Origin of the sequence: Mesorhizobium cantuariense (assembly GCF_042647205.1) — a bacterium.
Lineage (GTDB): Bacteria > Pseudomonadota > Alphaproteobacteria > Rhizobiales > Rhizobiaceae > Mesorhizobium > Mesorhizobium cantuariense.
In genome coordinates this window covers 5,726,968-5,746,033 of sequence record NZ_JBHRVD010000001.1, presented here as the reverse complement: position 1 = coordinate 5,746,033, position 19,066 = coordinate 5,726,968, and the positions used below count along the sequence as shown (strand labels likewise).

Sequence of the window (19,066 nt, the reverse complement as noted above, 5' to 3'; positions counted from 1 at the left end):
CAATGGCAAACTACATCCTCGGCCTCGATGCCGGCAACACCGTCATCAAGGCCATCCTCTTCGATCTGTCGGGGCGCGAGCTGGCGCTCGCCGCCCGCGACGGCCGCTCGTCCATGCCAAAGCCCGGACATGTCGAGCGCGACCTCGACGAGCTCTGGCGCAACGCGGTTTCGGTCATCGGTCAATGCATTGCGGAAGCCGGCATCGACGCCGGTGACATCGTCGCCATCGGCTGCGCCGGCCATGGCAACGGGCTCTACGCGCTCGATCGCACGGGTGCGCCGCTGATAGGCATCCAGTCGCTCGACACGCGCGCGGTCGGCATCGTTGCCGAATGGGCAAAACAGAATGTCGGCGACCGCACCTATGCACACTGCCTGCAACGGCCGTGGGCGGCGCAGACGCCAACCCTGCTTGCCTGGCTCAAGCGCTTTTCTCCGCCGCTATTTGCCAGGATCGGCACCGTCTTCCTGTGCAAGGATTTCGTCGTCAACCGCCTGACCGGCGCGCGTAGCAGCGATACATCAGACATGTCGGGCTGCGGCCTGCTGCAGATGCGGGATCGGCGCTACGAGCCGGACCTGCTTGCTGCCTACGGGCTCGGCGATTGCATGGACCTGCTGCCGCCGGTGCTGGAATCGGCCGATATTGCCGGCCATGTCAGCGAGGAGGTGGCGGCCCTGACGGGACTGCGCGCGGGCACGCCTGTCGTGGCCGGGCTGTTCGATGTCGTCGCCAGCGCGGTCGGTTCGGGCGTGACCAGAACCGGTGCCGCCTCGGTCATCGCCGGAACCTGGAGCATCAACCAGGTTATCACCGACGAACCGACCCGCGACCCTTCGATCTTCATGCTGTCGACTTTCGATCGCCAGCGCTATCTGGCGATCGAATCCAGCGCGACCTCGGCCGCCAATCTCGAATGGATCGTTCGCGAATTTATCGAGCATGGCGGCGAAGCCGGCAAGTCGCCATTCGAATTGTGCAGCGAACTCGTCGCTTCCGTCGATCCGAACAGCGATATCCCGATCTATCATCCCTTCCTCTACGGCTCGCAGCAGAATGGCCATGCGCGCGCCGGCTTCTACGGCATCGCCGGCTGGCACAGCCGAGCACATCTGCTTCGAGCGCTGTTCGAGGGCGTCGCCTTCGAGCACAAGCGCCATGTCGAGACCCTGCACAAAGCGGGCGCCGATTTCGACCAGGTGGTGCTGTCCGGCGGCGGCTCGCGCAGCACGGTCTGGCCGCAGATCTTCGCTGACGTGCTCGGCGTGCCCGTTACCGTGGCGCGCAGCCGCGAGACCGGCGCCCTGGGAGCGGCGATCGCGGCGGGCACCGGCGTCGGCATCTTCGCGGACTACAGTGCCGGTGCCGCCGCCATGACGGCGGCCGCCCGACATTTTGTACCCAACGAGGCGGTTGCCGACGCATATGCACGGCGGTATCGACTGTACGGCGAGATCAACCAGGCGATGACCCCGATATGGGAGCGCATCGCCGCTCAGCAGGCGCGCACGTGACTGAAGCTTCACCGTCCCCGTTCGGCAGTTACGATTACGTCATCGTCGGTGCCGGCTCCGCCGGCTGCGTGCTCGCCAACCGGCTTTCGGCCGATCCGCGCAACAGTGTGCTGCTGCTCGAGGCCGGCGGCAGCGACCGCTATCACTGGGTCGATATCCCGATCGGCTACCTCTTCTGCATGGGCAACCCGCGCACCGACTGGATGATGAAGACCGAGCCGGAAGCCGGTCTCAATGGACGCAGCCTCAACTATCCGCGCGGCAAGGTGCTTGGCGGCTGTTCGTCGATCAACGGCATGATCTACATGCGCGGCCAGGCGGCCGACTATGATGGCTGGCGTCAGGCCGGCAATGCCGGCTGGGGCTGGGACGATGTCCTGCCTTACTTCCTCAAGTCGGAAGACTTCCATGGCGGCAGGAGCGCCATGCACGGCAGCGGCGGCGAGTGGCGGGTCGAACGGCAGCGGCTGTCATGGCCGATCCTGGACGCCTTCCGGGACGCGGCCGAGGAACTCGGCATTCCCCGCACCGAGGACTTCAACACCGGCACCAATGAGGGCTCGGGCTATTTCGAGGTCAACCAGAGGAAGGGCGTGCGCTGGAACACATCGAAGGCGTTCCTGCGCGGCATTGCGGCGCGCAAGAACCTGCGCGTGGTGCTCGGCGCGGAGACCATGCGGCTCGAATTCGACGGCCGGCGCGCAACCGGACTCGTCTTCCGCCAAGGCGACCGCCTGCATCAGGTCCGCGCTGGACAGACGATCCTTGCAGCCGGCGCCATCAACTCGCCGAAGCTGCTCGAACTGTCGGGGGTGGGTCGCCCCGACCTGCTTTCGAGCATTGGCGTGGATGTTCATCACGCCTTGCCGGGCGTCGGTGAAAATCTGCAGGACCATCTGCAGATCCGCACCGTTTTCAAGGTCGCCAACACCGCGACGCTCAACCAGCGCTACCACAATCTGTTCAGCCGTGCGTCGATGGGACTGGAATACGCGCTCAAGCGCAGCGGGCCGTTGTCGATGGCGCCGAGCCAGCTCGGCATCTTCGCCAGGAGCGATCCGCGCCTTGCAACGCCCGATCTCGAATATCATGTGCAGCCACTGAGCACCGACCGGCTGGGCGAGCCGCTGCATCGCTTTCCCGCGGTCACCGTCTCGGTCTGCAATCTGCGTCCGGAAAGTCGGGGCAGCGTACACATGGGTTCATCCGATGCGCGGGAGGCGGCGAAGATCCGGCCGAACTATCTTTCCACCGAGGGAGACCGCAGTGTAGCCATCGCTTCGTTGCGCCATGTCCGCAGTCTGATGAAGGCGCGGGCCGTGGCGCGCTTTGCGCCGGAGGAGATGCTGCCCGGCACGCAGTATGACAGCGACGAAGACCTCATCCGCAAGGCCGGCGATATTGGCACGACGATCTTCCACCCCGTCGGCACCTGCAAGATGGGGTCGGACTCGATGGCGGTGGTCGACGACGGCCTGCGTGTTCACGGGCTTGCCGGGCTGCGCGTGGTCGATGCCTCGATCATGCCGACAATCGTTTCGGGCAACACCAACTCTCCGGTCGTCATGATCGCGGAGAAGGCAGCCGAGATGATCCTGCAAGAGGCCCGCTGACCACCACCGGCTTCAAGCCAAGGCACCGCGCGATCGCCTTTTCTCGGCGGCCGCAAGCAGATCGACGAAAGTGCGCACCTTGGCGGGCCGAAACCGTGCCGGCGGAAAGACGGCATGGATGCCGCCGGTGGGCAAGGTCCAGTCGGCAAACACCGGCACCAGCCGCCCTTCGGCGATATCGTCGCTGACGCTGTAATCCGGAAACACGCCGAGCCCGATGCCGGCGAGCACGCAAGCAAGAGCAGCCGGGCTCTTGTCGCACATGACGATCGGATTGAGTTCGGTCAGCACCGTCTCATTGTCCTTCGAAAACAGCCACTGGCCAATGCCGCGCAGCTGGGCGTTGCCGACCCAAGCCAGCGATCTTGCCTGGCGCGGCGTCACGTCGTGCGGCAGGCTTGCCGCAAAGGCAGGGCTCGCCACCACGGTCTGCCGTATCGTGCCCAGGCGCCGCGCCTGGTTCGAGGAATCGGCGAGCCAGCCGACGCGGATACCGAGATCGATCTGCTCGTCCACCAGATTGCTGACCGCGTCGTCGAAGATCGCCTCGATGCGCATATGCGGATAGGTTCTGAGATAGGCCGCCATGACCGGAGCCACCATCTTGGTGCCGTAGTCGAGCGGCGCGGTCAGCCTCAGCGTTCCGCTCGGTTCGACGGCTCCGCGCGAGATTTCGCCATAGGCCGCCTCCGCTTCCCGCAGGATGATCATCGCGCGGTCATAGAAGAGGCGGCCCTCTTCGGTCGGCGAGACACGCCGCGTCGTGCGCCGCAGCAGCGTTGCGCCCAGTTCTTCCTCGAGCTTGCCGATCTGATGGCTGACCACGGCCTTGGCGACGCCAAGCCGGTCTGCCGCCGCAGTGAACGAGCCGGTTTCCATCACCGTGGTGAAGTAGGCGAGCCGATTGAGGTTCAGAAGTTCGGCCAAGGGGAGAGCCTTTGTCTGATTGAATCAGACAGTTTGTATTATTGGGTGCCATTTATCGCAAGACCCCTGCCTGCCACATATGAGCCAAGGCATTCGATGCCGGCAGCCGGACCAGGGATGGCAGCGATTATGAGCAATTCAGAAGTGACCTATCTTTTCGATCCGCTCTGCGGCTGGTGCTATGGTGCCACCCCGATGCTCGACAGACTGTCGGCCACAGGCCTGCGCGTCGAGCTGCTACCGACCGGCCTGTTCTCCGGTGCCGGCGCGCGTCCTATGGATGAAGGTTTTGCCGCCCACGCCTGGGCGAACGACCAGCGCATCGAGCGGCTCACCGGACAAGTGTTCACGCCGGCCTACCGGCACAATGTCCTCGATGTCCGCGGGACCCTGCTGGACTCCCATGCCGCCACGCTCGGCGTCAGTGCCGCCGGCCTGGAAGACCCCAGCCGCCGGCTGGCTGCGCTGAAGACGATCCAGCGTGCGCGCTATGTCGACGGCCGCGATGTCGTGACGATCGGTGGTGTCGCCGAGGTGCTCGCCGCCGCCGGCATGGCAGACGCCGCCGAGATGCTCAAGGCGCCGACCGAAGCACTGCTGACGGTCCACCGCGAGCTGGTCGGCCGCGGCCGCGCGCTGTTCCAGCGCCTGCATGCCGATGGCGTGCCTTCGCTGGCGGTCATCCGCAACGATGCGCCCCGGCTCATCGGTTCGAACGCACTGTTCGGCAGCTTCGACAATCTCGTCGCCCATATCGCGGCGGCGTGATCCCATCCTCCGAAAACCTCCAACAAGGAACAAGGAAATAGACATGGCAAAAGTCGCTCTCATTGGTGCATCGGGTGCTGTCGGTTCGCGCCTTCTCGGGGAACTCTCCGATCGCGGCCACACTGTCACCGGCATTGCGCGCAACCCGGAAAAGATCGTCGGACTTCCGGGCGTAACGGCCAGGAAGGGCGATCTCTTCGACGAGAAGGGTCTGGCTGACCTGCTCCGCGGCCATGATTTGGTGGTCAGCTCTGTGCATTTCCTGGACAGCGATGCCGATACGCTGGTCGCCGCGGTGCGGGCCTCCGGCGTGAAGCGCTATCTCGTCGTCGGCGGCGCCGGCAGCCTCGAAGTCGCGCCCGGCAAGCGGTTGGTCGATACCCCCGAATTCCCCGCGATCTATAAGGCCGAAGCGCAGAAGGGCGCCGATTTCCTGGACAAGTTGAAGACAGTCGGCGACCTCGATTGGACGTTCCTGTCGCCATCCGCCATGTTCGTCCCGGGCGAGCGCACCGGAAAATTCCGCCTCGGCAAGGACACGCTTCTCACCTCGGACAAGGGCAGCAGCATTTCCTTCGAGGACTACGCCATCGTCATGGTCGATGAGATCGAGAAGCCGGCCCACAACAGGCAGCGCTTCACCGTCGGCTATTGATCGAACGGGCGGTCGAGGCCGGCCGACGCCAGCCGCATCAGCGCTTCGCGGACACCGGCACGCCGGTAGGTCTCGGTGACGAGGCCGCCCTGTCTCAGCGCTTCGCGGCGGCGTTCGACAAAGGCGCGTTCCTCGCTGGTCAGGTCGTGCTCTCGCTTGCGCAGCCATTCCTGATAGGACGGATCGACTTCCTTGACCGGCTTGGCCGCCGTCGAAACCGAAGCCGGCCGGTTGTCAGTGTAGCGTGGCCGCAAGGCGCTGTTGGGATTGTATTCAGTTCGCCTGTCGTTGCCTGAAATGACGAGGTCGGGATCCGAAACCCGGCCCGACGGGCTGTAGACGAATGCCGAAACGATGCGGTCGAGCGCCGCATCGACTTCCTTCGGCCGGTGCACGACGTCTCGCGGCTGGCGATCGGGGACAGCGAGCCGGGTGATGCCGCGGTCGTTGATGGCGTCGAGGACCTCGCGATGATCGCGCGAGGTGATGATTTCGCGCCGGGCCGGCCAGAAATCATAGGGCGCATGCGCACCGTGTCCCTTGCCGATATGGAAGGCATAGATTTCCGGATAGACCGTCAATTCGGTGCGGCGGCTTGGCTTGACGTCGTAGAACGAGGTGATGGCGATCTGCAGCAGGTGGGTCGCGCCGATGCCGCCAAGCGCGTCGTCGATCACCAGGCCGAAACGGTCATGCGGGTTCCAGTCCGGCACGGCCTCGGCGATCGAAGCCGGCTTGCCGTCGATCTCGACATCGAACATGTTCGCTTTCAGCAGTGTCACGACATGCATTGTAGTATCCCCTCAATGAGGTGCCGGCCGCCGATTCGCGTGCTCGATCAGAGCAAGGAAGTGCTGGACTGTCACCCCTGTGAAACGCGCCCGGCATCGTCTCCCTTTTTATCGCTGGCTCTGTTGGTCAGCGCGATATGACAGCAGCCGGAGCCATGGTCCGGTGTCCAGGTGACATTGTCGAAACGCACGCCGGTCGCCTCGAACAGGCCACGGTCTAAGGCGCCGGCAATGCGGCAGAGCGTGGCGAGTTTCTCATCTCCGACGCCGGCCTGGACCCAGGCATCTTTCAGCGGGCAGCGTTTCACCGTGAAGGCGATGCGGTCGTCGTCGCGTTCGACATCGGTCGGATACATCAGGCCGCCATCCGGGCTGACGGCCAGGAAGGCTTCGCCGATCGCGCGTGCATCATTGGGGCCGAAGTTGGCAAAGGCGGCTGCCGCCACTTCCTTGCCGCGCTGTTCGATGGCGCGGATCATGATCGCTTCGGCCTTTTCGGCGCCCAGCTCTCCGGTCAGTTCGTCGAGGAACAGACGGTAGAGATCGGCGCGGTTGCGAAAGGCGGAATCGAGTTCGCGCGACAGCTTTGCGGCTCTGGCTTCGGGGTCGGTCATGATGCTTCCTGTCGACTGACCCGATCGAGTCTTGGCGCCGCAGCTACCAGCGCCTTGCCGATGGCCGATTGCGGTGAGTCGATGACGGTTCGGGCATCGCCGCTTTCGGCAACCCGCCCGGCATCGAGAAGGACGACGCGGTGGGCGATCGCGCTGATAACGCCGAGATCATGTGAAATGAAAAGATAGGCGATCCGTTCCTGGCGTTGCAGGTCGAGCAAAAGGTCAAGGATCTGTCCACGCACGGAAACATCGAGCGCCGACACCGCCTCGTCGAGCACGATCAGCGACGGTTTCGTCGCGACGGCGCGGGCGATGGCGACGCGCTGCCGCTGGCCGCCGGAGATTTCATGAATGGCGCGCGGGGCAAGCTCGCTGGCCAGCCCGACTCGCTCCAGCAAGGCGGCGATGCGGCGCGGCCGTTCGGCGCGGGAGGCGATGCCATGGATGCGCAAGGGATCGTCGAGCACGCGCGCCACCGTGGCGCGCGGATTGAAGGCGGCGAGCGGATCCTGGAACACCATTTGCAGGCGCGCGCGGCGTGCTCGCAGCGCGGCGCCGCTCAAGGCCAGGAAATCACTGCCTTCGAAGTCGATGCGGCCAGCGTCCGGCTCGATCAATCGCAGCACCAGCCGCGCGATCGTCGACTTGCCGCTACCGGAGGGACCGGCCAGCGCCAGCGTTTCGCCGAAGTCGATGTGAAAGGAGACATCCTCGACGGCGGCGATGGCCTTGTCGCCTCGACGGTAGCGTTTGGTGAGGTTGGACACCGTGAGCAACCTCATGCCTGGAGCTCGGCTCGGTTCAGCAACGGCTTGGCGTCGAGGCCGATATGGGCGTCGAGCAGCGTGCGTGTATAAGCTTGGGCCGGTGCGCCGACGATCTGCGCCGTCACGCCAAGCTCGACCAGCTCGCCATAGCGGAAAACGGCGATGCGCTCGGCAAGCGCGGCCGCCAGCGCGATGTCGTGGCTGATGAACAGCAGCGTCATGCCGTCCTCGGCCACCAGTCGCCGGATCAAGGCGACGATCTCGGCCTGCACGATGGTGTCGAGCGCGCTGGTCGCCTCGTCGGCGATCAGCAATTTCGGACCGGCCGCAATGGCTGCGGCGATCGCCACACGCTGCTTCTGGCCGCCGGAGAGCTGATGTGGGAAGGCGCGCAAGGCGGAGTCGGGATCGGGCAAGCGGACGCGTTCCAGCAGGGTTTTTGCTTTCACATAGGCCCGTGGCCATGTGAGGCCGAGATGCGTTCGCGCCACTTCGGCGATCTGTTTGCCGATGGTCATCACGGGGTCGAGGCTGGCGGATGGGTCTTGGAAGACGAAGCCGATGTCACGGCCCCCGCGGGGGATGTGGCTGGGCGCGGTGTTGAATTTGAGAGGCTGGCGTTCCGTCACACCCCCCTCTGTCCTGCCGGACATCTCCCCCGCAAGGGGGGAGATTACGCCATCATCTCCGCTTTCGCCAATCACAGAGATCGCAAGCAAGGAGCCCCCCGCGACACCGCCAATCTCCCCCCTTGCGGGGGAGATGTCCGGCAGGACAGAGGGGGGTGCCTTGGCACCCAACGTTGGTGGCATAAACCAATCGATGCGCCCATCAACCCTGGACGAGACCGGCAACAGCCCGGCAATGGCCAGTGCCAGCGTGCTCTTGCCCGAACCGCTTTCGCCGATGATGGCGAGGCGTTCGCCGGTGGCGATGTCGAGGTTGATATTCTTTAGCGCCGCCACCTCGCTGCCGTCGCGGCGGAAGGTCACCGTCAGGTCACGGATCGTAGCCAAAGCGGTCACGACAGGCCTCTCCTGACCGCTGTCGTCTCGACGATGCCTTCGCCGGCGAGATAGACGCCGAGCACGGTCAGCACCAGTGCTATGCCCGGCACGATCGACAGGAAGGGCGCGGTGCGCAAAACAGTGCGGCCTTCGGCGATCATGCCGCCCCAGGTGACCCGGTTGGGATCGCCCAAGCCGAGGAAGGACAAGGCCGCTTCGGTGAGGATCGCGGCAGCGACAATCACCGATGACATCGCCAGCACCGGCGGCAAGGCATTGGGTAGCACCTCGCGAAAGGCGATCGCCAGCGGGTGCATGCCGATGACCCTGGCCCCGGCGACATAATCGCGCTCGCGAATGGAGAGAACTTCCGCGCGGGCTACTCTGGCAGGCCCGGTCCAGGTGCCGAGCGCGATGGCAATCACGACGATGCCGAGCGACGGTCCGACGACGCTGACGAAGGCCAGCGCCAGCAGGAAGCTCGGCACTGTCTGGAAGGCGTCGGTGATACGCATCAGGACCTCGTCGACGAGGCCACCGGCAAAGCCGGCCAATGTGCCAATCACCGCGCCGACGACAAGTGCGGCGGCCGCGGCCGCGAGCCCGACGGCCAGCGATGTGCGGGCGCCATGAAAAAGCTCGGCCAGCACGTCGCGGCCGAGCCGGTCGGTGCCGAGCGGCAGCGACCAGTCCTGGAACGGCGGCAGCAGCGCCGGCCCGGCGATGGCCTGCGGATCGCCGGGGAAGAGCAGCGACGCCGACAGCGCCATGGCAATCAGCGCCGCCAGGATGACGGCGCCCGCGACCGCTTCAGGCGTGCGCAGAAAGCGGCGGATGGCACTCATGCGCCGGCCTCGCCGGCGCCGACGCGCGGATCGAGGAAGGCATAGGTGATGTCGACGAGCAGGTTGATGACGATGACCAGGACGGCGCTGGTGAGAATAATCCCGAGCAGCAATGGAGTATCACGCGCCGCCACCGCTTCCTGCGCCAGCCGGCCGAGGCCGGGCACGGAAAAGACGCTCTCGATGACGACGCTGCCGCCGAGCATCTGCGCCGACTGCAGGCCAAGCATGGTAACCAACGGCAGCAGTGCGTTGCGGGCGACGTGGGCAAGCACGATGCGGCGGCGTGACAACCCCCTGGCGCGGGCAGCCAGCACGAAATCCAGGCGCCAGACCTCGGCCATGCCGGCACGCATCATGCGCAGATAGAGCGCCAGATAGATGAAGCCGAGGGCGGAAACGGGCAAGACGAGATGGATGGCAATGTCGGCGGCGCGGTCGAGACCGGTCTTGTCCGAGGCCAGGGTTTCGATGCCGCCGATCGGCAGCCAGCGCAGGTCGACGGCAAAGACGACGATCAGCACCAGTCCGAGCCAGAAACCCGGCACGGCATAGAGCGCCAGCGAGCCGATCGACAGGAAGCGATCCCGGAAACTGCCTGGCCGCGCGCCGGCATAGATGCCGAGTGCCGAACCAAGCCCGAAGGAGAGCGCGGTGGCGCTGACCATCAACAGCAGCGTGTTGGGCAGACGTTCGAGGATGACGTCGCGGATCGGTCGGGAGAACGTCACCGACTGGCCGAGATCGAGATGCAGCAGCGCCCAGGAATAGTTGGCCAGGCGCGTCAGCTCCGACTGGTCGAGACCCCAGCGATGGCGCAACAGCTCGATCATGCCGGCGTCGCCGCCGGTCGAGACGATATAGGCGTCGACCGCGTCGCCGGGGGCTGCTTCGAGCAGCAGGAAGGTGCCGACGACGACAATCAGCAGCACGAAGACGCTGCCGACGAGGCGACGGCGGAGCAGGATGAGGGCGCGGGTCATGGGGATGACTCAACGCCGGCCTGGCTGTGAGAGGTGCGGTGTCTAGGCACCCCCCTCTGTCCTGCCGGACATCTCCCCCGCAAGGGGGGAGATTGGCTGTCATTTTTGGCTTCGCCAATCTCCAACATTGAAGAATTCGCGGGACAGACAAGCTGCTGATCTCCCCCCTTGAGGGGGAGATGTCCGGCAGGACAGAGGGGGGCCTCGTAGAACTCAACGCCTACTATGATTTCGCGAACTTTCATCCGCGCAATTGTGTCACGATTCCAAATACGTGTCCGCCCAGTTCGACACCGCCCAGCGCGGGTTGTTGGCGATGTTGCCGACCGTGTCGCGGGCAACGCTGATAAAACTCCATTCGGCGACGTTGATCAGCGGCAGGTCGGTGGCCACCTCCTTTTGGAACTCCTTGTAGAGGTCGGTGCGGGCAGTGGTGTCGAGCGTCTCCGATGCCTTGGCGATCAGCGCGTCGAGCGCGTCGTTCTTGTAGCCGCCCTGGTTGGAGAACGGCACACCGTCCGGAATGCCGCTCTGCACCAGGATGGTGGTCGAGATCGCCGGATCGCCGCGGAACACCGGCGGGCCGACCGCGAGGTCGAAGGCGTGGTCGGCGTAGACCGCCTTGATGTGCGCGGCCGAGTCGTTGTTGACCAACTGAGCGTCGATGCCGATGGCGGCGAGCGCCTGGCGCAGATAATCGCCGAACTGCTTGGTCTCGTTAAAATAGGGTGCGGGCAGCAGCTTGAGCGAGAAACGGTTGCCGTCGGCACCTTTCTTGTAGCCGGCGTCGTCGAGCAGCGCGTTGGCCTTGGCGACGTCGAAGGCATAGGTCGGCACATCGGCGGTGTAGAACTGCGGATCGTTCTTCGGCACCGGACCGGTGGCTGTGGCGGCATAGCCGAGGAACACCGTCTTGACGACGAAATCCTTGTCGATGGCGTGCGCGATCGCCTGCCGCACTTTGACGTCGGCCAGTTCCTTGCGGCGATGGTTGATCTCGACGACAAGCTGATAGGTCAGCCCTTCGTAACCCTTGGAGATCACCTTCAGGCCCGGTACTTTCGAGATGCGGTCGAGGTCGGCCAGCGGCACGGCGGAAAAGGCTGCGAGTTGGATCTCTTCAGCCTCCAGCGCGCTCGCCGCGGACGTGCGATCCGGCAGCACCTGATAGATGATCTCGTCGAGATAGGGCTCGTCCTTGCCCCAGTAATCCGTGTTCTTCGTCAGCCGGTAATATTGGCCGGCCTTGTACTCGCCGAATTTGAACGGCCCGGTGCCGATGGGCGCGTTGTTGGCCGGGTTGTCCTCGATCTTGCCGACCTCGTAGATGTGCTTCGGCACCACGCTGCTCAGCGCCGGCAGCGCGTTGCGGATCAGCTGGAAGGGCGTCGGCTTGGCGAACTTGAACACGGCGGTGAGATCGTCAGGGGTGTCGACGGCGGCCAGATCCTTGAAGACGGTGCGGCCGAGATTCTGCAGCGGCTTCCAGATCTGCAGAGCCGAGAAGGCGACGTCGGCCGAGGTGAACGGCTTGCCGTCATGCCATTTGACGCCGTCGCGCAGTTTGAAGGTCACTGAGAGGCCGTCGGCAGCACCTTCCCAGCTCAGCGCCAGCCGTGGAGCGAGCCCGTCCTTGCCGTCGAAGGAGGCTTCGGCCAGCGTTTCGACGATCTTGCTGGAGATGAAGAACACGCCGTTGGAGGCGACAATCGCCGGATTGAGGTTGCGTGGTTCGGAATCTGCGGCAAGCACCAGCCGGCCGCCCTTCTTCGGTGTCTGCGCCCAGCCTGATGTCGGCATGGCGGTGGAGGCCAGCAGCATTGCCGAGCCGGCAAGCATCGTGCGTCTGGAAATCGTGAAACCTGACATGATCGAACTCCGTCCTCTCCGCGACCCGGTCGGGCGCGCCAATATCCCTCAGACGCCGGCAAGCCCGCCGGCATCCTGCGGCGGCGATTATGAGCCTTGGCGAGGGTTTCGCCAGAGACGGAATTGGCGCATCCTCGCTTGGCTTTGAAATTTTCGTCCGCTGGACCAGTTTGCAGGAAGCGGCTCAATTTGATCAACCTGGTAGGACCAGATTGGGTCGACATATGACGAATGACAGCATGGTGACATCGGATCGTGCTATTCAGCCTATTTCTGGCTGGACCAGAGCGGGCAGAATGGTGCAGATTTGACCATAGCCAAGGGATCTGTACCGAGACAGTCAGCGATTCCAGGCAATTCAGGGAGAGAGAGATGAACATTGCTCCGGGCAAGAATGCCGTCGGCAATATCCCGTTCGACCAGGCAAGGGTCGACGGGCTGATGGAGGAGGCCGGCATCGATGTGCTGCTCGCCACCTCCAAGCACAACACGCAATATCTGCTTGGCGGCTACAAGTTCATCTTCTTCGCCGCCATGGATGCGATCGGCCATAGCCGGTACCTGCCGATCGTCGTGTACGAAAAGGGCGGGCCGGACCATGCCGCCTATATCGGCAACCGCATGGAAGGCGGCGAACACCAGAACAACCCGTTCTGGACGCCGACGCTACACGCCGCCTGCTGGGGCACGCTCGACGCCGCCAACCTCGCCGTCGAGCACCTGCAGAAGATCGGCAAGGCCGGCGCCCGCATCGGTATCGAGCCCGGCTTCCTGCCGTCGGACGCCTACACGCTGATCCGCAAGGCCTTGCCGGACGCCAAGCTGATCGATGCGACCGATATGCTGGAGCGCATGCGCGCCATCAAGACCGATGCCGAGTTGGAGAAGCTGCGCACGGCCTCCGAACTCATCACCGATTCCATGCTCGCGACCATTGCCTGGGCACGCGAAGGCACGACCAAGACCGAGATCATCGAGCAGCTGCGGCGGGAGGAGACCAATCGCGGCATCCATTTTGAATATTGCCTGCTGACGCTGGGTTCCAGCCACAACCGCGCCGCCTCACCGCAGGCGTGGAAGCAAGGCGAGGTGCTGTCGATCGATTCCGGCGGCAATTATCACGGCTATATCGGCGACCTCTGCCGGATGGGCATTCTCGGCGAACCGGATGCCGAGCTTGAGGATCTGCTGGCCGAGGTCGAGGCAGTGCAGCAGGCGGCCTTTTCAAAGGTCAGAGCGGGCACGCTGGGCGGCGACATGATTTCGCACGCCGAGGGCGTGCTGAAGGCCTCGAAAGTGGCTGCCTACACGGATTTCTTCGCCCATGGCATGGGCCTGATTACGCACGAGGCGCCGTTCCTGATGACCAACCATCCGGTGACCTATGAAGGCACCTATGCGGCCAAGCCGCTGGAAAAGAACATGGTGCTGTCGGTCGAGACGACCATGCTCCACCCGACGCGTGGCTTCATCAAGCTGGAGGACACGGTTGCCGTGACTGATGCTGGCTATGTGATGTTCGGTGACCGGGGTCGGGGGTGGAACAGGGGCGCGACCGCCTAATCGGCAAGGAGGGGCGGCGCTGCCCGAACATGGTTACTTCCCGCCCGCCGGCAGCAGCCTGAAATCCGGCAATTCCCGCAAGCCCAGTTCAGGCCCTGCCGGTGAATAGACGACGAAAAGCTGCATCGGCCCGTCGCCGGTGTTGAGTGTCGAATGAAAGCGGCTTTCCGGCACATAGATGGTGCAGCCGGGACCGACCTTCTCGACCATCGGGTTGCCCTTCTCGTCCTCGACCATCTGCTCGCCATGGCCGGAGATGACGAAGATGATTTCCTCGGCACCGGGATGATTGTGGCGTGTGTGGCCCTTGCCGGACGGCAGATCGACGACGCCGCCGGAAAAGCGGGTTGCGCCATTCACTTCGGGCGCTACCGTCAGCGACAATTTTCCCCAGTCGAAGCCAAAGGCGCTGACGTCCTTCGGGTAGACAAACATTTTGCTCTTGTCGCTCATCTCTCATCATCCCTTCTTTTTCTTCGTGGTTTTCTCGCCGTTCTGTCTTTTTGTGGGAGCATCGGATTCTCCCAAAACCGGTTTCCACTTTTGGGTCCGATGCTCCAGCGTCACCGCCTTGAAATCCGCCGTCTGTCTGGCGATCGCGGCTTCCGCCGGCAGCCGTTCCATCGAGCTGGCACCATAGAAGCCGTGCAGGCCCTTGGCATGGGAGAGAATGTAGCGGGCGTCGTCCGGCATCGAGATCGGCCCGCCATGGCAAAGCAGGATGACATCCTTGCGCACCGAGCGGGCCGCGTTGGCAATGGCGTCGATCTCCTGAACGCAGTCGTCGAGTGACTTGGCCGAGGTGGCGCCGATCGAGCCGCCTGTCGTCACGCCCATATGGGCGACAACGATGTCGGCGCCGGCCTTGGTCATTGCGCGGGCCTCATCCGGATTGAAGACATAGGGCGTGGTCAGCAGGTCGAGCTTGTGCGCCTCGGCGATCATGTCGACCTCGAGCCCGAAGCCCATGCCGGTCTCCTCGAAACTCTGCCGCATGCTGCCGTCGAACAGACCGATGGTGGGAAAGTTCTGCACGCCGGAAAAGCCCATTGTCTTCAGCCCTGCCAGCAGCAGCGGCATGATGACGAAGGGATCAGTTCCGTTGACGCCGGCCAGCACCGGCGTCTTCTTGACCACCGGCAGCACCTCGTAAGCCATCTCCTTGACGATCTCGTTGGCATTGCCATAGGCGAGCAGGCCGGCGGCCGAGCCGCGTCCGGCCATGCGGTAGCGGCCGGAATTGTAGATGATGATGAGGTCGATGCCGCCGGCTTCCTCGGCCTTGGCCGACAGGCCGGTGCCGGCGCCGCCGCCGACGACCGGCACGCCCTTGTCGATCATTCCCCTGAATTTCTTCAATATGTCCTTGCGCGGTATGGCGGGCATTTTTTGAGATCTCTCACTGTCTGGCGATGTCGAGGAAGGCTGATGTTGCAGCCTTTGCGAATTCCGGGTCGTTGATGTGGAGCGGAAGGCGCGTCACGCGCCGCTGGCCATTCGGCCTGATGGTGCGCTCGATGGCTTCGAAGAGATCAGCGTCCGCTTCCGGGTCGAAGAAGGCGCCGCCTTCGATGTCGAGCGCCGAAACGCCCTTTTCTGGAATGAGAAAATGCACTGGCCCCTCGCAAAGGGCGAGCCTGGTGCCGATCCACTCGCCGATCGCACGGCATTCCTGCGCCGTGGTGCGCATTAGCGTGACGTTGGGATTGTGTTCGTAGAACAGCCGGCCGCGATAGTGCTCCGGGATGGTTGAAGGCGCCCAGAAGTTGACCATGTCGAGCGCGCCGACCGAACCGACATAGGGTAGCCTGGTACGGGCGATCGCGCCAAAACGATCCTCGGTCGCCGGCAGGACGCCGCCAAACAGGAGATCGCAGACCTCGGTCGTGGTGATGTCGACGACGCCAGACAGCAGACCGCTGTCAGCCAGCTTCTCCATGCTGCGGCCGCCAGTGCCGGTGGCGTGGAAGACCATGCAGTCATAGGTCGAACGGAGCTGATCGGCGATGGCGGTCACGCAAGGCGTGGTGACACCGAACATGGTGAGACCGATCGACGGCTTGCCGTCGGGCGGCGGCGCAGGTCTGGCTGCCATGCCAGCGATCGCCTGGGCGGCATTGTGCAAGACAACACGGGAAAGTCGGTTCAGCCCGGCCATGTCGGTCACAGCAGGCATCATGATGATGTCGGAAACGTCGACATAAGGCGCGGTATCGCCGGAGGCGAGCGTCGAGACCATGATCTTGGGCAGGCCGAGCGGCAGCGCGCGCATGCCTGACGTGATGATCGACGTCCCGCCGCCGCCGCCAATGCCTATCATGGCGGCGATGTCGTTTCGCGATTGGGCAAAGCGAGCGAACGCAATGCCCATCGCAGCGACGGCGGCGCCGCGGTCATTGCCGCCGAGCACAGCGTCACGGCCGCCGGGATGATGGCCGGCAATTTCCTTTGCGTTGACGTCGACGGGAACGGTCGCGTCGTGCGTTCCGACATCAACACGGGAAACGGCGGCGCCCGCAGCAGTGATCGCATCGGCCAGGAAGGCGAGTTCCTCGCCCTTGGTGTCCGCGGTGCCCACCACATAGATGCGTTTCATTACGTTCCCCAATCCAGGCAGGGCGCGATGCCGCCCCCACTGCTCATTGCTCGGCCGCTCGACGATGCGAAGGTCATTGCAAATTTTTGAGACGTGCGTATCGTATTGACATGGATGTCTCACGTCAACAATCCACAGCCAGCGACGGGACCGAGCGGGGAGGCGGCCCAGTGCCTGAGCGTGGACCGCGCGCGCGCACGAAACGGCTGATGCTGGAGACGGCGACAAGGCTGATGCAGGCGGGCGTCACGCCCTCGGTCAGCGAGGTCGCCGAGGCGGCTGAGGTTTCCCGTGCAACCGCCTATCGGTATTTCCCGAGCCAGGCCGCATTGGTGCAGGCTGTCGTCGACGAGGGGCTGGGGCCAATCCTCACCTGGCAATCGACCTCGGCCGATGCCGAGCGCCGGGTCGCCGACCTGTTCGACACGGCCATGCCGCGCATCGAGGCCTTCGAGGCCACGTTCAAGGCGGCACTGAAGCTGTCGCTCGATCAATGGGCGCGGCGTCAGGCCGGCACGCTGGGCGGCGAGCCGGCCTTCACGCGTGGTCACCGCATCGACTTGCTGAAAGAGGCGATCGCGCCGCTCAAGGGCCGTTTGCCGCCGCGCGACTTCAAGCGGCTGGCGCAGGCGCTGTCGCTGATCTTCGGCGTCGAGGTGCTGATCGTGCTCAAGGATATCTGGGGGCTGGACAGCCGCCGGACGATGTCGGTCGCGCAATGGGCGGCCGGGGCGCTGGTGCGTGCGGCGGTCGCGGAATCGATCGGTGACGAAGACAGCATCGATTCGACGGCAGTCGTGAAATAGCGCCAATCTGGTTCGACCAGATTGGCATGCCGACTACTGATATTAGCCGCAGTGCGGGGTAGGGAGCAACACCTGCGTGTATCACTGAGTAGGAAAATATTGGTAAAACAGGCAGATAAACCCAAAATCCGATAGCAATGGCCAAGTCGAGCTGCCAAGAAAGGGCTTGACGTGCATGCGGAATTGGTAATACCAGATCAGGTAAGAAAAGCGGATCGAAAGTGAGGGCTGCGATCCATTTTCCGGCAGGGCGAGGAGGCTCGAAGCCGGAAAAGTGCGATCACGGGAGGAACTACCAGGGCCGGCCCCGTTGCCGGCTCGTCGACAAGGTAGAATGCGCACAAGGGAGGAAATCATTATGCGCAAGTTAGTGACCAGCGTACTTGCTGGTATCGGCTTAACGCTTGCCTGCGGAACGTCCGTTTACGCGCAGGAAAAGTCACTCACCATATTTTGGGCGGAATGGGATCCGGCCAACTATCTGCAGGAACTCGGCAACGAGTACGAGAAGGAAACCGGCGTCAAGATCACGGTGGAAACCACACCGTGGCCCGACTTCCAGACCAAGGCCTTCACCGAGTTCAACGCCCATGGTGACGCCTATGATATGGTTGTCGGCGACTCGCAATGGCTCGGTGCCGGCTCGACCGGTGGCCACTATGTCGACCTGACTGACTTCTTCAACAAGCACAAGGTCGGCGACGTGATGGCACCGGCGACGGTGAAGTACTACGCCGAATATCCGGGCGGCAGCAGCAAGTACTGGGCCATCCCGCTTGAAGGCGACGCCGTCGGCTGGTCCTATCGCAAGGACTGGTTCGAGGATCCGAAGGAAAAGGAAGCCTTCAAGGCCAAGTACGGTTACGATCTCGACGTGCCGAAGGATTTCAAGGCGCTGCGCGACATCGCCGAGTTCTTCTACCGGCCGGACCAGAAAAAATACGGCATCGCCATCTACACAGACAATTCCTACGACGCGATGGCGATGGGCTTCGAGAACGCGCTGTTCTCCTACGGTGGCGAACTGGGTGATTATTCGACCTACAAGGTCGATGGCTTCATCAACTCCGACAAGGCGGTCGCAGCGCTCGACGCCTACAAGGAGCTTTACAAGTTCACGCCTCCAGGCTGGGCCAAGGCGTTCTTCGTCGAAGACAACCAGGCGATCACCGAAGGCCTGGCCGCGATGAGCATGAACTACTTCGCGTTCTTCCCGTCGCTGATCAACGAAGCGTCGAACCCGAACGCCAAGAACACCGGCTTCTTCGCCAACCCTCCCGGCCCGAACGGCGACCAGTTCGCCGCGCTCGGTGGGCAAGGCATCTCGATCGTGTCCTACTCGCAGAAGCAGGAAGAGGCGACGAAGTTCCTGGAATGGTTCATCAAGGACGAGACCCAGAAGAAGTGGGCAGCGCTTGGCGGCTACACCTGCAGTGCCGCCGTGCTCAAGTCGCCTGAATTCCAGAATGCAACGCCGTACAACAAGGCCTTCTACGAGACCATGTTCAAGGTGAAGGATTTCTGGGCGGTGCCGGAATATGCCGAACTGCTGCAGCAGCTCAATCAGCGGGTCTATCCCTACATGATCGGCGGTGAAGGCACCGCCAAGGAAACGCTGGACGCATTGGCGGCCGACTGGAACGCGACCTTCAAGAAGTACGGCCGCGGTCAATAATATCGTGTCTCACGGAGGGGGCGTCGGTGCCTCCTCCGTTTCTTTTTTCGCAAACGGGAGCAGGGTC

The 19,066-nt window shown here is 63.7% G+C and carries 17 protein-coding genes and 1 pseudogene; 7 read left to right on the top strand and 11 right to left on the bottom strand.

Annotated elements, in window-relative coordinates:
• The first annotated feature begins 2 nt into the window (after positions 1-2).
• Positions 3-1,517, top strand: coding sequence for an FGGY-family carbohydrate kinase (locus tag ACFOJ9_RS28025; RefSeq protein ID WP_378983586.1), 1,515 nt, complete (start codon positions 3-5; stop codon positions 1,515-1,517).
• On the top strand, positions 1,514-3,130 hold the full coding sequence (locus tag ACFOJ9_RS28020; RefSeq protein ID WP_378983584.1) for a GMC family oxidoreductase: 1,617 nt from the start codon (positions 1,514-1,516) through the stop codon (positions 3,128-3,130). Before ACFOJ9_RS28025 ends, ACFOJ9_RS28020 begins: the two co-directional genes overlap by 4 nt.
• Positions 3,131-3,142: 12 nt before the next feature.
• On the opposite strand, the gene ACFOJ9_RS28015 is transcribed toward ACFOJ9_RS28020, so the two are convergent.
• Positions 3,143-4,057 carry a LysR family transcriptional regulator gene (locus ACFOJ9_RS28015; RefSeq protein WP_378983581.1) on the bottom strand — a complete coding sequence of 305 codons (915 nt, stop codon included), beginning with the start codon at positions 4,055-4,057 and terminating at the stop codon, positions 3,143-3,145.
• Positions 4,058-4,186: 129 nt separating this feature from the next.
• Between ACFOJ9_RS28015 and ACFOJ9_RS28010 the strand changes: the two genes are divergently transcribed.
• Entirely contained in the window at positions 4,187-4,825 is a 639-nt protein-coding gene (locus tag ACFOJ9_RS28010) for a DsbA family protein (protein ID WP_378983579.1), read from the top strand.
• Between the two features lie 43 nt (positions 4,826-4,868).
• The gene (locus tag ACFOJ9_RS28005; RefSeq protein ID WP_378983577.1) at positions 4,869-5,480 is read left to right on the top strand and encodes an NAD(P)-dependent oxidoreductase; all 612 of its coding nucleotides are present in this window, start codon (positions 4,869-4,871) and stop codon (positions 5,478-5,480) included.
• Here ACFOJ9_RS28005 and ACFOJ9_RS28000 read toward each other — a convergent pair.
• The 7 genes from ACFOJ9_RS28000 to ACFOJ9_RS27970 all read right to left on the bottom strand — a co-directional run bounded on the left by ACFOJ9_RS28000 (position 5,474) and on the right by ACFOJ9_RS27970 (position 12,359).
• Complete coding sequence (locus tag ACFOJ9_RS28000; RefSeq protein WP_378983574.1) at positions 5,474-6,271, bottom strand: hypothetical protein; 798 nt, start codon at positions 6,269-6,271, stop codon at positions 5,474-5,476. The genes ACFOJ9_RS28005 and ACFOJ9_RS28000 overlap by 7 nt on opposite strands.
• Before the next feature lie 71 nt (positions 6,272-6,342).
• Positions 6,343-6,885, bottom strand: a complete 543-nt coding sequence (locus tag ACFOJ9_RS27995; RefSeq protein ID WP_378983572.1) for an L-2-amino-thiazoline-4-carboxylic acid hydrolase — start codon at positions 6,883-6,885, stop codon at positions 6,343-6,345.
• Complete coding sequence (locus ACFOJ9_RS27990) at positions 6,882-7,670, bottom strand: ATP-binding cassette domain-containing protein (protein ID WP_378983570.1); 789 nt, start codon at positions 7,668-7,670, stop codon at positions 6,882-6,884. Before ACFOJ9_RS27990 ends, ACFOJ9_RS27995 begins: the two co-directional genes overlap by 4 nt.
• Positions 7,667-8,647, bottom strand: coding sequence for an ATP-binding cassette domain-containing protein (locus ACFOJ9_RS27985; protein WP_378983567.1), 981 nt, complete (start codon positions 8,645-8,647; stop codon positions 7,667-7,669). The genes ACFOJ9_RS27990 and ACFOJ9_RS27985 overlap by 4 nt, the downstream gene beginning before the upstream one ends.
• Positions 8,648-8,676: 29 nt before the next feature.
• Complete coding sequence (locus tag ACFOJ9_RS27980) at positions 8,677-9,507, bottom strand: ABC transporter permease (RefSeq protein WP_378983564.1); 831 nt, start codon at positions 9,505-9,507, stop codon at positions 8,677-8,679.
• Positions 9,504-10,490, bottom strand: coding sequence for an ABC transporter permease (locus ACFOJ9_RS27975; protein WP_378983562.1), 987 nt, complete (start codon positions 10,488-10,490; stop codon positions 9,504-9,506). The genes ACFOJ9_RS27980 and ACFOJ9_RS27975 overlap by 4 nt, the downstream gene beginning before the upstream one ends.
• Before the next feature lie 258 nt (positions 10,491-10,748).
• Positions 10,749-12,359 (bottom strand): ABC transporter substrate-binding protein, encoded by a 1,611-nt coding sequence (locus tag ACFOJ9_RS27970; protein ID WP_378983559.1) that lies wholly within the window; start codon positions 12,357-12,359, stop codon positions 10,749-10,751.
• Between the two features lie 372 nt (positions 12,360-12,731).
• Between ACFOJ9_RS27970 and ACFOJ9_RS27965 the strand changes: the two genes are divergently transcribed.
• A complete protein-coding gene (locus ACFOJ9_RS27965; protein WP_378983556.1) occupies positions 12,732-13,922 on the top strand; it encodes a M24 family metallopeptidase in 1,191 nt (396 codons plus the stop codon).
• Positions 13,923-13,955: 33 nt separating this feature from the next.
• On the opposite strand, the gene ACFOJ9_RS27960 is transcribed toward ACFOJ9_RS27965, so the two are convergent.
• The 3 genes and pseudogenes from ACFOJ9_RS27960 to ACFOJ9_RS27950 all read right to left on the bottom strand — a co-directional run bounded on the left by ACFOJ9_RS27960 (position 13,956) and on the right by ACFOJ9_RS27950 (position 16,518).
• Positions 13,956-14,375, bottom strand: a complete 420-nt coding sequence (locus tag ACFOJ9_RS27960; protein WP_378983553.1) for a cupin domain-containing protein — start codon at positions 14,373-14,375, stop codon at positions 13,956-13,958.
• A gap of 105 nt (positions 14,376-14,480) precedes the next feature.
• A pseudogene (locus ACFOJ9_RS27955) lies at positions 14,481-15,308 on the bottom strand (phosphoenolpyruvate hydrolase family protein); the annotation flags it as partial.
• A 13-nt stretch (positions 15,309-15,321) separates the two neighbouring features.
• A complete protein-coding gene (locus ACFOJ9_RS27950) occupies positions 15,322-16,518 on the bottom strand; it encodes a Tm-1-like ATP-binding domain-containing protein (RefSeq protein ID WP_378983550.1) in 1,197 nt (398 codons plus the stop codon).
• 110 nt (positions 16,519-16,628) lie between these two features.
• Between ACFOJ9_RS27950 and ACFOJ9_RS27945 the strand changes: the two genes are divergently transcribed.
• Positions 16,629-17,324 carry a TetR/AcrR family transcriptional regulator gene (locus tag ACFOJ9_RS27945; RefSeq protein ID WP_378983548.1) on the top strand — a complete coding sequence of 232 codons (696 nt, stop codon included), beginning with the start codon at positions 16,629-16,631 and terminating at the stop codon, positions 17,322-17,324.
• Positions 17,325-17,682: 358 nt separating this feature from the next.
• Positions 17,683-18,999 carry an ABC transporter substrate-binding protein gene (locus tag ACFOJ9_RS27940; protein WP_378983545.1) on the top strand — a complete coding sequence of 439 codons (1,317 nt, stop codon included), beginning with the start codon at positions 17,683-17,685 and terminating at the stop codon, positions 18,997-18,999.
• Positions 19,000-19,066 lie beyond the last annotated feature (67 nt).